The sequence below is a fragment of the Flavobacterium inviolabile genome, from assembly GCF_013389455.1.
GTDB lineage: Bacteria > Bacteroidota > Bacteroidia > Flavobacteriales > Flavobacteriaceae > Flavobacterium > Flavobacterium inviolabile.
Genome location: NZ_CP058278.1, coordinates 2,087,845 through 2,103,394, shown reverse-complemented (window position 1 = coordinate 2,103,394; position 15,550 = coordinate 2,087,845). Strand labels below are relative to the sequence as shown.

The window sequence follows — 15,550 nt, the reverse complement described above, 5'->3', positions numbered from 1 at the left end:
TTCGGAGAACTGAACCTCCACCTTACACTAAAGTATATGAAAAACATGGAACTCCCACTATCGCACCCCCTTCGTTATGGACTGAGCTTCTCTCGCAATAAATTCCAAATTTGGAGTGCTGTTTCGTCGCTGATATTTTTGGTGTCAATTGTCGTGTCGTTTATGCCTTGTATTTTATTTAAATCATTTTGCTCAAACTCTTTCAGTCTGAAATAGTCGTATGTATATTGACCTTTAGGTTTGTCATTAACCACAATATACTTTACTATTCTAGTGTCATCAAATTCTATTGCTATACGCTTTAGAAAAAAATGATATTTGTCAAGGTTTGGATGTATAAATTTATAAAGATTAGTGTCAAATGGATTCTCTTCAATAGTTGTCAAGTCTACAATGAATTTTCTATCATCTTTTTTAACTAACATATTACATTTTTTGCAGGATATTGCAAGGTTGGTAACCGCAAACATCAATTTTGGGTAATGCTTTTTTGGTAGTATATGTTCAATGTCTAAAACCATTTTAAATTCTCCCTTTGTATTCCTTTTGCAATAACAGCAAGTTTCAGACTGTAAATCTCTAAGTATTTCTTTTACTTTGTTTTTTATAGGGTCAATTTTTTTATTTTCCCAAACTTTACCTCCTTCTTTTACAGCTGCGATAATAAGGTCGTAGTCGGCTTGTGATAAAATATTATTGTCTACCATCGGTTACAATTTGTTCTGCTAATTTAAGAACGCCATCAGAAAGTACTTCTTGTTTCTCGTCAAATGAGTTTTCTTTTATATCGTCAAGAATTTGTGTAATTCTTTCAAGCGTAATTTCTCCAGCAGCTAATTCGTTTAATTTGTCAATTAAGTAATTTGATAAGTATCTATTTTGGGGAGTAACAGTATCAAACAATTTAAAAAATATCTCCTCGATATTTATTCGGTCAGTCTGTTGCAATGTAAATTCAAAGTTTTTTGATTTAAAAATTTGTGTGCCTTCAACCGAAATTTCAGAATCACTAATTATCAATGGAGAATGTGTCGCAATAATTATTTTTGGTTGATAGTAAAAAAAGATGTCCATCAGATTTTTCACATAGTGTTTTTGCCAAATAGGATGCAAACTATTTTCAGGTTCGTCAATTAGTATAATAGCACCTTCTTCAATTGTGGTTGAAAGATAAATTATAGAACTAATTAGACTTAATTCTCCTGAACTTGCAGACAACAAAGGTATTTTATGCTCTTTCTTTGAAAGAAAAATATCAATAGACTCGATTATTTTTGTGTCTATTAATTGTCTCTCAAATTTGAAAATCTGGGCAAATGTTACCTTTTCAAATTCTTGAAAATTTAAGTCCTCCATTTTGAGCCAAATAATTTCTTCCTTGCTCTGTTCAATGTGAATTTTTCTAATTAACGACTCCGCTCGTTCTAAGTTTGAAAGATTTAAGCTTTGACTGTTTCTTAACTCATCAAATTTGTCAAGATTAAGATTGTTTAGTTTAAACCCAATTAAAGGGTCGTATCCAACATACTCAATCGCCCTCGTTGCATTTTTAAGTCTTGTAAAGTCACCGTCTTTTAAATTTCTAAAAGCTTTTTTTACAATGTCCTTGATTTGTTTTCTGCCGCCTCGTCCTCTTAACAAATGAATTCTGTGGCTATTTTCAAATTTGTCGTGAATTGAGTTAGCGATAGCAATTACCTGAAATCTGTCTAAAATGAACTTGTCAGCAATTTCAGATAGTAACGTACTTTTTCCGCTACCATTCTCTCCAATTAGAATGTTAACATCATTTGTCTTGTTAGACCCAAATATTTCCTTTGGAATTCTACTCTTTGTCATTGTTGTATCATCTTATTGTCTTACTTATAAGACTGCTTTTTTACATGTATATTTCGTAAAAAAGTATATAATCCTATTTCTTAAAGTTGTTTTATTAACTCACTTAAATAAGACATATACTCTAACAAAATAGCAATACTGTTAAACCCGAAAGAAAATAATTTATAGATAATAAAGCAATACGTGTTTTTACCTAATTTATTGACAAAGAAATTTTAAAGTATTGAGATAGAATTCGTAATAAAAAGAAGTGAATATATTCATTTGAATGAGGAAGAATAAAACAAATAAGTATAAGAAACAAAAAATCCGGCAAATTTTAAATTTACCGGATTTTTGGCCGATGAGGAATTCCCCTTCGGTATAAACAAGCTGTTCTGAACCAGCTGAGCTAATCGCCCTTTTGTTTTCCGTAGTCTGTAATGGTGTTACTGATTAGATAATGTATAACCCTGTATTTGCAGTACTAAACGATTTAAAACAAATTATTCAAAAACGTCCGTATAGTCTACCAAACTTTCTAAAAAACCGGTAAAGGAAGCTGCTATTTTCGTTAACTCAACTTCTGAGTAATACACAAAAATACTTCCGTATTCTTTTTGATCTAAAGCCATTGCTAAATAACCTGTTTCTGTATAACCGATACTAAGGTAATTCTCTGGTAAATAATCTAGTTTTTCGACCAGTGGTGTACCATATTTTATAGATTTAAAACTTGAAAGAAGTATACCATCATCCGGTTCTCCGAAATAAAGAGAATAACTTTGAGGAAGTCCTCCATTGTATTTTAGCATATGAACCCGATAATCTTCAGGTAAAGTTAACCCTATTTCCTGTTCAAACTCATTTAATTCTTCTTCAGTGATAAGTTCATTTTCTATTCTAAAATCTATCATATTCTTATGATTATAATTATTTAGATGATTATATACTTGAATATACCAATAAAAAAATCAGTCTAAATTCAGTTCTCGACTAGATTTAGACTGAATCTTAATGATAGTTTAAATGAAAAAAGCCGAAATAGATTAAAAATTGGATTGGTGTACATTCAAGTATATAAATACCACGACTCATTACAAAAATGCAGCTTAACTTTTTCTCCTGTTTTTGTTTACATGTTCAGGATTATTCTTCTGAATAATCAACAAGCTCTTCCAGGAATTCAGAAAAGGAAAGAGCGGCAAATTCCAGTTCTGCAATAGAATAATAAACATATATTACCCCATAATTTTCTTCCCGTAAAGACATGCAGATATTTCCACCTCTGATACTACCTATATTAAAATAACCTTCATCCAGAATTCCTTCATTGAACTCATTGTTTTCAATAAAATTTGACTCTCCATATTTCAAAGAATAGATTTCAAACACATTGATATCATCATCATAATCTCCTAAAAAAACTTCAGTAGAATCAAAATAGGCGCCATTGCTTTTCAATAAAAAAGCTTTATAATCTTCCGGAAATATGCTTCCTATTTGACTCTCGACTTCACTGATTTCACTTTCAGTGACAAGCTTATTATTAATCGTTATATCTATCATCTTAATTTAAATTTAATACATTTTCAATTTGAACAAAACTTCCCATATGTGGCAATGTTTTATTATGTGCTTCAGTTCGTATAATCTGCATTGTTCCTTTCAGATTTTCGTCTAAATCATCCAAATGGTGCCAGGTCAGCTGCAATTTTGATTCTAATTTAGCGCCCAATGTGGGATCGATCCCCATCGCTTTCCAGCAATTATCAAAATCTGACCTTCTTACTCCGGTCATATTTACTTTGACCTCTCCGTCAAATTTAATAATTTTATTCAAGGCATCATCAAATACTTGTTTAGAAACACCCGAAATCGTTTTACCGTTTCCTAATTTTCCTTGCGCATTGAGATACATTTTTAACCCCTTAAAATCAGGTGAAGTACCGTTAGCACTTACCGGAACATTATAACCTTTTGCTTTTGCTAATTCCGGATCATATACAACCCGGGTATTCTTTTTTAACTGAGTTTTTGTTGCTTTAATAATTGCAGCACGCTCTGAAGCACTTTTGCTCATGAACGCTATATATTTTTCAATATGTTCTTCAGTACCTTTAAACAGCACTCCACCGGCATCATCTATTACATCTAAGTTTACCGTTGATTTTCCCCGCTTTACAATAGTAAAGTTTCTTTCGGATAAAAAATCTTTGTGTTTGAGAGAAAGACTTTCTGCTATCTCATCTAAAAGCCCCGGTCCTTTTTTCGCTTTCGTAAATGCTTCTTTCAGGATTTTTAATTCTTCTTTTGTAAGATTATCTACACCTTTAATTATATTTTGCATTTTTAATTCTAACAAAAACTTTCTGAAAGAAAGTGCTCCCCGCTTGATACCAAGATCAGCCAGGCGGACTAATTTTGGTATAGCTGCCGGATTTATTCCGGAATTAAGTGTTGCTGCTGTTTCTAAAAATTCTTTAGCCGTATTACGAAACTCAATTGTCAGTTCGGCCTGTTTTACAATACTGAGCTGTACTTTATCTGCAAGTCCGTCGATTTTTGCGAGACTTTCTTTTAATATTTTAACATCATCGAAAGTTTTAGAACTTTTATTAAATACGCCTGCAACTTCTGTTATGGGTTCGGCTAATTTAAATACTGCGGCAAATGCCGCAACATCCAGTGCGGCTCCTGCTATCGCTACCACTACCCAAGCAAAACTAGGTTCGTCTTTTAACAATCCGATTTCATAACTATCATGAGCTTTGGAATATTGATCGAGGGCATCATATACATTATAGACACTCATTCCTAATGATACCGCTGTACCGGCAATAACATAAGGAGTTGCCGCTCCCCAGGTAGCCACAACTACTATGATAGAAGCAATAGCAAGGCCGATATTAATAAAGATGTCTATCGTCCCGATATCATTGATTTTTTGCTTAATAGCTGAATCAATAATACTACCTTTTACAACACCTTGTTTCTGATAGGAATGTTCCAGTAATTCCTGACGTTTATATATCGCATCCGGATTTTCTTTTAAATCTTTACGAACATTTTTAGCACTTTCCCGTTTTGATTTTATAAATTCAAATAGAAAATTTTCAAACTCTTTTTGAGAGCTTACTTTAGCCAGTCTTTTATAGTCAAATGTTTTGTCTTTAAAAAGGAAAGAGTCCAGTGATTTTACTTCATCAATACCACTTTCCATTTCGGCTTTTCCTTCATCATACATTTTCAGTGCCTGAGTAGAACCATTACTCTGACCAGATATCAGCACAGCATTAAATTGCTTGGAATCTCCGTCTTTTATTTTTTTAGCTGCTCCGCTTTTGGTAAATGCAGTATAAAGCTTTGTCAGAACGCCGTCTTTCTTTAATCGTTCTTCTTCTTTGTATAATAAATGCTCATACTTATCGATATAATCTTCTGCCAAACGAACTGTTTCATCACGGAACGCATCAAGATATTTTTTAATCGTATTTTCAAAATCCTGAATATCTTCAAAGCCATTGTCTTTTGCCTTTTTATCCAGCTCCGGTTTATATGTCATTACAGCTCCTACAGCTGATTCACCACCCAATTTTAATAATTCAAAATACGCTCTATACTCCTTGTAAAGTTCTTCCAGACCAAATAATTTGGCTTCTAAAATATCGAGATCGTTTATGGCTTTTTCCCGCTCTTTTGCTTTCTCTAAATAGCTTCCAATGGACTTTCTTAAGTCGACGGCACTTGTTGTACTTGAAGTGGTTTTACTCTTCATATCATCCCACTGCTCATCGGTGATCCCTAAATATTTTTTCAGACTGGCAATTTCAACTTGACAAAATGTCTCTTCTCCGATGTAATTCTTATATGTATTTTTACCGATATCCCAGTTGATATCAGTAATCTTACCGAAGATTTTCATATCTAAAAAGTTAAAAAACTCCTTATCACTTTTTATATCCATTGGAACGATACCCACACTTAACCTTATTTTTTCATTCGGAGGTGGTGTTTGTATTTCTTCTTCTTTCTGCACAGAAGATGCTTGTTCATTTTTAGACGCACTTTGCTCCTGCTCTCTTTCCAATTCTCCCAATTCCTCATCCATTTTCAGTAAAGTAACAGCATCAAAAACAGGTATGCCGATAATACCCCGATCGTATTGAAAAGCGGCCAATGCCAACTGTGTTTCCACAGTGAATTCCATTTCTTGTTCCGGTGCATTATAGCCTAACTTACGTAAAGCCTTATTCACCTCTAAAACAGCCAATCCGGTATTTGAAACTGTCAGAATCGATTGCCCGTTCTCGATTTTTTTAAAAGCCCGGTTTTTAAAGGCGGTATATGTGATTTGTGTTACCTCATTTTTTGACAATAGGATCGTAGCATCCTGATTCGTAACCTCTATATAGTTGTTCTCTGTCCGGGAATGCTCATTTTTTTGATTCTGTTCCCCTCCCGTTCTCTGCGCAAATGTTTTTCTACCCATTTTTTATTCGTTGCTATACAGCTTATTTTTTGTTCTGTTGATTTGATTTTATTCCGGTCTCCTGATAAAAGTGTTGACACGGGCTTGATTTTTTCCGAAAGCTTTTTCGCTTTCAATCGCCAGAAAAGGACTTATCAACTCCTGTCCAATACTTTTTCCGCCTTCATTATGCAGTGCTATCGCTACATTTTTCATGATGTTACGGATATTGGAACCGGTATAGGAATAGTCTTTTGCCAGATGTTTTAGAAAAGCTTCGCTTTCGAACATTACATTTTTAGGCAGGTATTGCTTCCAAAGTGCTTCCCGGGTAGCTTCGGTCGGACGAATGATATTAATTGACAAATCAATACGACGTTTAAAGGCTTCATCCATATTGTTTTCAAAGTTGGAAGCCAAAACCGTAAGCCCGTCAAATTTTTCGATGCGTTGCAGTAAATACGACACTTCCTGATTGGCATACCGGTCATGGGCATCTTTAACATCCGAGCGTTTTCCGAATAACGAGTCGGCTTCATCAAAGAAAAGCATACAGTTTTTGCCTTGCAGGCGGTTAAAAAGAATTTCAAGGTTTTTTTCGGTTTCACCAATGTATTTACTAACTACCTGCGAAAGGTCTACATGGTACATATCAATACCGTATGTATTGGCAAGTATTCCGGCCAGCATTGTTTTCCCGGTTCCGGGTGCACCGTAGAATAAGGCAATAAATCCGGATTTAAAATGGTGCTCGTTACTTTTAAAAAAACCGCTTTCCAATGCTTTAATGTATTGTCCGATTGGTTCTATCTGTTCTCGTACCATCGGCTCCAAAACAATATCATCCAATGTTAGATCCGATTCGTATAAACTTCCGGGAAAATAGGTTCCGTGATCCAATCGTGGTTTTTTACCCGACAGGAAATAGTTTAAATACGCTTTATCCAACTCAATTTTTCCGTAAATAAAATCCGTTTCCGTACGATTGTAAATAATATCATTTTGCAATAAGACACTTCCCGCTATCAGTTTGGCATTATAAAGTGACCATAAGGACAAATCTTTTCCGGCCAGTAAAAAGAGTGCCGTTTGAAATGTTGGCTTAAACGATCGGTTTGTTTTATTGTATTCTCCGCCAACATCGATTGCAAATGCGCTACTGCTTTCTTCTATTTGTATAAACGATTTGAATAACGACGGATAATGGGCCGATGCAATACCTAAAGCCAATAAAACCCGATCCATTTCCTGAAGTTGATACGTATTGATAATAATTCCGTAAGGTGAATCCGAATCTGTTTTCGGCAATTCAGGGATTTCCTCAACCGGTTCAAAATCGAGTTTTCCTTGTAAAAACAGTTCTTTACAACGTATTGAGATCAAAGATTCCAACCATTCCATTTCTTTATTTAAGGAATCATGATTCACATTAATTGTTTTTGATAGATCAATGTGCGGCTCCACCTTTTCAGTGGTCTGTACCTGTTTTTTTATAGGTTTTTCCGGAATGATTTCATTTAAAAGGACAGAATGGCTCATAATTATTTTTGATTTCTAAATATATTCTTTTGAGGTACTATTTATAGCCGTCAAAATTATCAGAAGCAATCTTATCTGGCTAGTTATAAAGCCATTGTATTCTGTCTTTGCAGTAAAAAGTATCTTTAGAACACTAAAAAAGGACAATCAAAAGATTGTCCTTATATCGTTGGGATTTCAGAAAAATACCAAATTTGTTTTACTCTGAATTCGGCTCCGGTTGCCTGAAAACAGATTTTAAAGTTTGATAAGAATGGTATCTTAGCATAATGGATATAAAAAGCCCAGATAATATATTATCTGGGCTTTTGTAAAATCAAAAGTTCAGCATTTGAAATAGCCTAGGCGCACCGGAAATAAATGATGAATAGGATGCTAGAAAAGTATTCGGAAACCTGAAACAAAAAGTACTTTCCTTACCATCATCTGAATGATCGTAAGAACGAAAAAAACCTGTATTTATAAATGCTATTTCCTTACCGTTTTCACCTTCCCGAACGAAAATATCATTTTTATCTTGCAAGGAACTTCTATCACTTGAGCTAGCAATTATAACAAATTATCATACTCCATCAGATAAGGCAAAGCTTCTCTTACTTCTTGTTATCCATCTTTATTAAAGTTCGCTGCATTTCGTCACAAATTGCTCAAACTTCCGATTTTTATTTATCATGATCGGTCCGTGACCGAAACAGATAATGGCCGGATTCAGTTTTGCCAACTTCTGGAGCGATTTGATGTTGCGCTGCTGATCTGTGGTGAATAGACTTGGTGGAAGCCGTAAACCGGTCGCTGTTGTGAGCAGGTTCATATTTGTCGCCACATCTCCGATTATTAGTACCCCATCTCGCTCACGGAATAAAGAGATATGACCTGCCGAATGTCCGGGTGTCTCTATTACTTGAAAGTTTCCGATCTTATCGTTTTCAACAATTGTCCGTTGGACTTGATGTCCCTGACCCGCCCAATACTTTTGTTGAAACTTTGCTACCCAATGTTGTGGATCCGGATAGTCCTTGGTTACCATACCCGTTTCGGTCCTAAAAACTTCGCCAGGATGGCAGAGTAAGGGTATCGAGAATTCTTCGCATATCTGATCACTACAGCCCTGGTGGTCTGCATGTGCATGCGTCAGTACGTGTTGATAAACGGAGATTTTTTGGAGAGCATTCTTTACTGTGCTATATGAACTCCGTATTCCGGAGTCTACCAATATACCTTCGATAATATAGCAGTTGATACTGTTTCTTGGCATCAGGGAAATCTGAAACACCTCGGGAGCAATTTGACGTAACATAGTTTTTTGTGCAAATCTAGATCACTGATCAGGACTGCATAAGGACATTTGTCCTATAATACCTTGGGTCTGTGCAGTTGCCCCTTCGCCCGTGTAAGCGACCGTTGCGTGATTCCCAGGTATGATGCCAGATCTTGTGTAGCTATGCGCCGGACGAGCATCGGTTCGTTCGACAGGACATGACGGTATTTATCCACAGCTGACCTGTTATTGTAGTGCAGCAAGTAACTTTCCTTTTGCTTATACTCCTGTTCCATCACCGCTTTTATGACTCCGTTCCAGGCAGTCACCTGAGCAAGCAGATCCTGATAGTCCGGGTGGCTGATCCTATAGATTACGCTATCTTCTATAGCCCTGATACTCCTTCTGGATTTTTCCTGCGCCACAAATTCCGGAAACGAGGTCACAAATTCATTTTCAAACTTGAAACAGGTTATATTTTCCTTTCCTTCTTTGTCAAGAGCGTATGCTTTTACAGCGCCAATAACAATAAAGCCAATATGATGGCAAGATTCATCCTCACGGATAAAAAAATCGCCCTTTTTTAAGCAAATCTGTTTGAAGAACTGCACAGAAAAATTAATCTCCTCGGTTGAGAGAGCTCCTGTTGAAGAAATGTAGTTTATTAATAGATCTGTCATTTCGCAATCTTTTTGTTCTTTTATTTTAGCTGGACCAGCTGATTGTACATAATACTACAAAAATATAAACTTCAAAGTTAATATCTTCAAACTTCTAAAATTAGTAACACTTTCCATAAGATGATAAAATCCAAAAAATTCAACATAGGATTCCATTGCTACTCGTCTTATAAGTCTTAAAAGATTTGTATATTTAATTTACCCGGATATTAGAATTATGTACATTTGGAATTAATAAACTCACGGGTTTGATCATGCAGATACTTCCTCCGAAAATTTTGTCGCCATACATCAAGCACTATCTTTTTTTGGAAAGTGGCGGAAAATCGAAGCGAAAGCCAGTTGTATTTACTAATTTAACACAAAAGCCAATATGATTGGCTTTTGTGGCTTAAAAAGAATAAGCTCAATATTTTCACTAAACTAGCCATTTTGAAAAACACATGTTATACGCTGCCAAAGTTGTTAAGGTTGTTATTTTTCACAGTTGGAAATTATCTTTCTCATTTTCGTTCTGAAATTGTCCCAAAGTTCGCTGTCCCATTTTGCAACTTTCAAGTTTTCAGAATAGTTTTTGAGAGAATTCTCTAATTCTCTTGCAAATACGATACTATCTACTGCAAGGTTTTTGTCGTCAAATAAATTTGTTCCGCTACGATTAACAATCCAGCCACCTGTTGTTTCCCCTTGATGTAAAATACCACAGCGAATATTTACATAAAAGTCGTGTTCTTTACTTTTAAAAGCTGAAAATTTTAATTCGGATGTCAAAAATTGTTTAAATGCTTGTCCTGATTTACGGTCGCTGTCACCCCAACCGTTTTTAAATGATTGTAATGTTTCAATAAGTAAACAACAATTTGCCATTATAGAAAAACCGTTTTTGAATTCTTTGGTGAATTTTTCATCACTAAATAGAAAAGGTTTTAAATATCTACTATGTAATCTTTGAAAAATAAAGTCAGCTATTTGCGTTTTATCTTGATTTGTTACAAAGTCAAGATATTGTTGAATGGTCACTTTTTTTTCTATGCCATCTTTGTCAAACCATCTTGCAAGTTCTATTGTTGTGTCCAGTGTTTTAGCCATATTTTTTTAGTTTGAATCAATGTCATGGGGTGTTCGTGTTAGTTGCATATAACGTGCCTGAGCTTTGCGAAGTGGCGGGAATTGAAAGCAAAAGTTTCAATTCAGCACTACTTAGAGCAAAAGCCTATTATTTGGCTAAATTTAATAAAAAGTCAATATAATTGGCTTTTAAGGGATACAAAATTAAACTTCAATCTTAAAAGAAAGCAGCCATTTTGCAAAATGCATGTTAGCTGCTGTTTCTATCTTTTCTTATATTCCCTAATAAGCAAATATTTATCGCTAGTTTTTTTTATATGATTATAATAGTTGTTTAGTAGATTCTCAATTAAATTTTTTTTTAAATCTCCTTTAAAATTAATGGCAAAATCTCCTAATAATTGAAAAAGGGTTGTGACAGAGATAAAAATTGGTAATTCCTCTCTAGTAAAGTTATCAATATAATTTCCTTCTCTTAATAAGGTAGTAGTTGTACTATCGTTAATTAAACAAATTTTTATAATAACATCACAATCTTTGTATTTAGATTCAAATTTAGAATTTGTTGATTCAACATTCTTCTCTAATACTTTTTTTTCAGCTTTATTTAATTGATTTATAGCTTTGACGATTGCTTGAGTAACTTTAGATTGCTTATTACTTTTCACAGCTTTAGATTCTATCAAAACTATTGCGTTTTTGCTTATTATAGTAAAATCTGTTATTTCTTCATCTCTTGAATTTTGTAGAGATGTAAATAAATCTTGGTTTTCTGTTAAAAAATTTGAAAGAAAATGCTGTATATTATTCTCTTGATCATAACCGTGCTTACCATTTTTTTGAAATTCATCAAAATTATAGTAAGAAATCTTATTTTCTAATTGAGAGTCTTCATTATTAGGATAAGAAATAATATTTAGTTTTTGTACATTAGAATTATCAACGTTATCTATTGATAATTTGAAACCTTTTAGGTTATTTTCTGGCATAAAATAACCATCGGTTATTTCTTCATATAATTCAAAATCTTTATGAATATCAATTACCCATTCATTGAATTTGTTAATAGAATTTTGTTTATATAAAACTGTTGTAAAAATTGGAAGATTTAAATGATTATAATAAACTATTTTGAACCTTTCTGCTTTGATAAAATTAATTACAGATTTGTCAAAATTTATATAAATTGTATCTTCTTCACTGAAATTTGAATATGTTACCCATAATGGATCCTTTGGATTATCAAATACATAAAGGGTTACACTTCTATTACTCAATTTTGGATTTCTTATAATAAACTCAAAATCGCATCCTGAAATAAGATCACTTAAAATACTTGGCTCGAACTTAAAAAAAATAATTGGAGTTTTATCTTCATCAATTTCTATGAAAAAACCATTTATAAGACCATTAATTTTATTTTGTATATGATTGGGGGCAATGTATAAATCTGGCATATTGTTCTTTTGAAATTGCAGCTAACATCTTACTTCACGAAATAAAAGACATTTTGTTTCGTGAAAAAACACTTATATCCGTATTTCGTAAAATCTTACACTAATTTACCTAAATAAAAGACATAAAAAAAACCAACTTTACATTTTCAGGTGTAAAACTGGGTGTTTACACTTTAACTTAATGGTTATCAGTGTTTATTACGGAGAAAGAGGGTATGTACCCCACTTCTTGTATCGCCCTGTTTACAAGCTTTTCTGTATTTTCAAATAAAATGGTAACGATTTGGTAACTAAATTACTGTCATCATTAGGCAGTTGTTGTCACATTTTTGACATAAACACCTCATTGCGAATATAATAATATTAGGCATTTATATACTTGAATGTACCAATCCAATTTTTAATCTATTTCATCTTTTTTCCATTTAATCTATAATTAAAATTCAGTCTAAACCTACTTAAGAATTAAATTTAGACTCAATTTTTCATTGGTACAGTGAAGTATATAATTATCTTAATATATTTGATAACATAATGACTTTTTATTTTTTTGAGTGGTATCCGGATAATGATCACTGTTTTGAAATAGAAGATTAAGCATAAAAAACGGAATTTCTGTTTGAAAATTCCCTCGCAAGTTCAAGCGTCACGCTTGTGACAAAAATTAAAAGGACACGAGCAAGATGCTCGCACCAGCAGATGAATTTACAACAAAAAATAAATTAATGATACATACAACCAAAGGATTATTAGGCATTATAAATAATACTCCAATTACAATAACAAGTAATGCCGTAATTAAATGGAATTTGGAAGATGCTTTAATTATACAAACGATAAATTATACTTTTAAAGAGAGCCTTGCCGATTATGATGTTAAAGAAAAAGACGACCTTAACGACCCTTACAAGTATTATCATAAACTATAAAAAACGACACTAACAAGACTTTTGCGCTTCGATTGCCCGAACGAACAAAAGCCACAAACCATTACCCCCAATACAAAACAGACATAGCGTATGACAAAAAACAGTTTCATCTTGATTTTATTTATTTGCTTGACAACTTGTTCTTGCGCACACCGTTTAAAATCTACCCCAGACAAATTCTTAGATTTTCTAAACAATTACCAAACAGACAGTTTACGGGTATTAGTTGCTGACAGTTTTCAACTTCAACGGACATACATAACTTACAAAAATGACAAGACATCATTTATTGAAGAATACGTTCCAAACTCTAAAAACTTTAACGAAAAATACACCGTTCTAAAAGCAACCTACAACAAGCAGACAACAGAATTTTTAGTAAAAGACCAAAGCGACTATTTAAAATATTTAGACATCGATTATCCGAAATGGAAAATCATCCTAACGACAAATAGTAAAGGCAAAATTAGCAGTATGACTATTGACTCTACTGAAAGTTACCAAACTTATTTGTTGCAAGTGAAACAAAAAGATGAAAATTTTGAAAGTTGGCTAAAAGTAAATTATCCTAACGAGACAAAGGAAAATTTGTATTCAACCACAGGACTTTTGACAAAACGACTTAAAGAATATGCAGAAAAGCACGGCAGGTAATAAGCGGTTTTGTGCTTCGATTTCCCGCCCGAACGCAAAGCCCCGAAACGTTGGTGCAATTATCCAGACAACACACTTACACGAACAAAAACAAATTTAAAATGATAAAAAATAAATATATTTTATCTATCCCATTTCTTCTAACAACAGTATTAAGTTTTGGACAAAAAATAAATGTTAAAAACAGATTGGATTCTTTATCCAATTCAACGGATAGCAACTATTTACCAAAGACAGAAATTGAACTTGAAAATTGGATGAGCGAAAATTGTTTCAATTTCAATAGTTATTCAATAAACGGAAACAGTATTTATGAAGGTTTTGGAATTGACAAATCAGGTGGACTTTTAATTTGGTATTACACCGAACGTGGAAAAAAAGACAATTTAAAATACTTCAAATCAGAAAATGAAATTGTAGAATACGCTTATAATCAAATTAAGTCTGACAAATGGGCAATGACGCATTGTATAGGTTTTTCAACAGATATAAATAAAATTACTGAACTGAAAAGCAAATTACAGAAAATGAATACAGAATTTTTTGAAGACAAAATACCTTATTACGGAATACACAAACCTGTATATAGAATATTTGTATTAGGATGTGACATTAAAAAAACAGAACATTTAAAAGAAAAATATTATACAGAAAAATAAAAACTTCCATTAACAAGGGTTTTGCAAAATGGCGGGGTAAAGTCTAAATTGAAACTTTCGGCTTCGTAATCCGCAAAAGACAATAACGAACGGGAATATTATCAGCTTGCATTTATCGTTAATGACGAACGAGAGATTTCGGCATTTAGAAACATCAAAGAAAGCCAACCTAACCCCCCCCGATAGCGCGGATTTACAATCCGTGCTCACTAAATCACATATCCTTAAAAACAAAACTACAACTTTTTAGGGTTGTAGTTTTTAGTTTTAATGGCACGATGGATATGCTAACTCCACGCTAAGTTTGCATATCCACTGTTCTTAACTTTAACCCCATGCTAAGTTAGCCTATCCAAAAGTTATATACCTGTATTTTGTTGTTCAGTAAGAAAGCAATTTATACATCACATAGCAAGACGTAATTTCACCTAATTTATAAGCTATAAAAAGAAAAAGTTCTCAGTTGAACCGAATAAAAAGCTGACTAATCACAAAAATGGAGCTTATAGTAAAAAAAAAAAAATTAATCTTAAGGATGTTGCGGCTTGGTGTTCCAAAGTTAGCGAAGACAGGATTATAACGTATTGATAAATAAATACCATGATACATGTTCCAACTTATATTTGTCATATCTCCATCTTGTAAGTCATCTGTATGACTTAATCTACGCAATTTATTTCTGTTTTTATGTAGCGGCTATGACAGAATGATCAATTTCATTCTTGAAATGTGATTTTTTTATTTTACTTATTGTTTTATGTACTTATAAAACAGGTGTTTATACTTAGTATTAGGTCGATTCGCTTGTGTAAATTTATTCCTATTAATTGAATAAGCTTATTTAATGTACTGTCTTAGATCAGTTTTACTCGATTTTATATCAGCTTATTTGTGGTGGGACTCTTAATAGCATTGGTTTCAATAGTATAATTTCTAAGAAAGCATTTTTAGTTTTATTACAATCATTTTTAGGAAAATATTAGTCGTTTCAAATTGCATTTATATTTAATAATTTAA

At 33.1% G+C, this 15,550-nt stretch carries 13 protein-coding genes; 3 read left to right on the top strand and 10 right to left on the bottom strand.

Annotated features, from left to right (window positions below; all coding sequences use genetic code 11):
* Positions 1-74: 74 nt before the first annotated feature.
* From HW120_RS09395 to HW120_RS09350, 10 genes are all read right to left on the bottom strand, one after another.
* Positions 75-707: an HNH endonuclease gene (locus HW120_RS09395; protein WP_177733492.1), complete on the bottom strand. Its 633-nt coding sequence runs from the start codon at positions 705-707 to the stop codon at positions 75-77.
* Complete coding sequence (locus HW120_RS09390) at positions 694-1,839, bottom strand: AAA family ATPase (protein ID WP_177733489.1); 1,146 nt, start codon at positions 1,837-1,839, stop codon at positions 694-696. The genes HW120_RS09395 and HW120_RS09390 overlap by 14 nt, the downstream gene beginning before the upstream one ends.
* 485 nt (positions 1,840-2,324) lie before the next feature.
* A complete protein-coding gene (locus HW120_RS09385; RefSeq protein WP_177733487.1) occupies positions 2,325-2,735 on the bottom strand; it encodes an SMI1/KNR4 family protein in 411 nt (136 codons plus the stop codon).
* A gap of 232 nt (positions 2,736-2,967) precedes the next feature.
* Positions 2,968-3,387, bottom strand: coding sequence for an SMI1/KNR4 family protein (locus HW120_RS09380; protein WP_177733485.1), 420 nt, complete (start codon positions 3,385-3,387; stop codon positions 2,968-2,970).
* A 1-nt stretch (position 3,388) separates the two neighbouring features.
* Positions 3,389-6,091 (bottom strand): HNH endonuclease, encoded by a 2,703-nt coding sequence (locus HW120_RS09375; protein ID WP_177733483.1) that lies wholly within the window; start codon positions 6,089-6,091, stop codon positions 3,389-3,391.
* 267 nt (positions 6,092-6,358) lie between these two features.
* Positions 6,359-7,828, bottom strand: coding sequence for an ATP-binding protein (locus tag HW120_RS09370; RefSeq protein ID WP_177733481.1), 1,470 nt, complete (start codon positions 7,826-7,828; stop codon positions 6,359-6,361).
* 616 nt (positions 7,829-8,444) lie between these two features.
* Positions 8,445-9,125, bottom strand: a complete 681-nt coding sequence (locus HW120_RS09365) for an MBL fold metallo-hydrolase (protein WP_177733479.1) — start codon at positions 9,123-9,125, stop codon at positions 8,445-8,447.
* Positions 9,126-9,178: 53 nt separating this feature from the next.
* The gene (locus HW120_RS09360; protein WP_177733477.1) at positions 9,179-9,766 is read right to left on the bottom strand and encodes a Crp/Fnr family transcriptional regulator; all 588 of its coding nucleotides are present in this window, start codon (positions 9,764-9,766) and stop codon (positions 9,179-9,181) included.
* A 474-nt stretch (positions 9,767-10,240) separates the two neighbouring features.
* On the bottom strand, positions 10,241-10,855 hold the full coding sequence (locus HW120_RS09355) for a hypothetical protein (protein ID WP_177733476.1): 615 nt from the start codon (positions 10,853-10,855) through the stop codon (positions 10,241-10,243).
* Between the two features lie 242 nt (positions 10,856-11,097).
* Positions 11,098-12,291, bottom strand: coding sequence for a hypothetical protein (locus HW120_RS09350; RefSeq protein ID WP_177733474.1), 1,194 nt, complete (start codon positions 12,289-12,291; stop codon positions 11,098-11,100).
* A gap of 683 nt (positions 12,292-12,974) precedes the next feature.
* On the opposite strand from HW120_RS09350, the gene HW120_RS09345 reads away from it, so the two are divergent.
* The 3 genes from HW120_RS09345 to HW120_RS09335 all read left to right on the top strand — a co-directional run bounded on the left by HW120_RS09345 (position 12,975) and on the right by HW120_RS09335 (position 14,533).
* Positions 12,975-13,220, top strand: coding sequence for a hypothetical protein (locus tag HW120_RS09345; RefSeq protein ID WP_177733472.1), 246 nt, complete (start codon positions 12,975-12,977; stop codon positions 13,218-13,220).
* A gap of 90 nt (positions 13,221-13,310) precedes the next feature.
* Entirely contained in the window at positions 13,311-13,874 is a 564-nt protein-coding gene (locus HW120_RS09340) for a hypothetical protein (protein WP_177733470.1), read from the top strand.
* 101 nt (positions 13,875-13,975) lie between these two features.
* A complete protein-coding gene (locus HW120_RS09335) occupies positions 13,976-14,533 on the top strand; it encodes a hypothetical protein (protein ID WP_177733468.1) in 558 nt (185 codons plus the stop codon).
* Positions 14,534-15,550 lie beyond the last annotated feature (1,017 nt).

What these genes read in the sequence shown, in the direction of transcription:
- HW120_RS09365 (WP_177733479.1), bottom strand. Translation starts at nt 9,125, where the DNA reads ATGTTACGTCAAATTGCTCCCGAGGTGTTTCAGATTTCCCTGATGCCA.
- HW120_RS09395 (WP_177733492.1), bottom strand. Translation starts at nt 707, where the DNA reads ATGGTAGACAATAATATTTTATCACAAGCCGACTACGACCTTATTATC.
- HW120_RS09370 (WP_177733481.1), bottom strand. Translation starts at nt 7,828, where the DNA reads ATGAGCCATTCTGTCCTTTTAAATGAAATCATTCCGGAAAAACCTATA.
- HW120_RS09385 (WP_177733487.1), bottom strand. Translation starts at nt 2,735, where the DNA reads ATGATAGATTTTAGAATAGAAAATGAACTTATCACTGAAGAAGAATTA.
- HW120_RS09355 (WP_177733476.1), bottom strand. Translation starts at nt 10,855, where the DNA reads ATGGCTAAAACACTGGACACAACAATAGAACTTGCAAGATGGTTTGAC.
- HW120_RS09390 (WP_177733489.1), bottom strand. Translation starts at nt 1,839, where the DNA reads ATGACAAAGAGTAGAATTCCAAAGGAAATATTTGGGTCTAACAAGACA.
- HW120_RS09350 (WP_177733474.1), bottom strand. Translation starts at nt 12,291, where the DNA reads ATGCCAGATTTATACATTGCCCCCAATCATATACAAAATAAAATTAAT.
- HW120_RS09345 (WP_177733472.1), top strand. Translation starts at nt 12,975, where the DNA reads ATGCTCGCACCAGCAGATGAATTTACAACAAAAAATAAATTAATGATA.
- HW120_RS09340 (WP_177733470.1), top strand. Translation starts at nt 13,311, where the DNA reads ATGACAAAAAACAGTTTCATCTTGATTTTATTTATTTGCTTGACAACT.
- HW120_RS09360 (WP_177733477.1), bottom strand. Translation starts at nt 9,766, where the DNA reads ATGACAGATCTATTAATAAACTACATTTCTTCAACAGGAGCTCTCTCA.
- HW120_RS09380 (WP_177733485.1), bottom strand. Translation starts at nt 3,387, where the DNA reads ATGATAGATATAACGATTAATAATAAGCTTGTCACTGAAAGTGAAATC.
- HW120_RS09335 (WP_177733468.1), top strand. Translation starts at nt 13,976, where the DNA reads ATGATAAAAAATAAATATATTTTATCTATCCCATTTCTTCTAACAACA.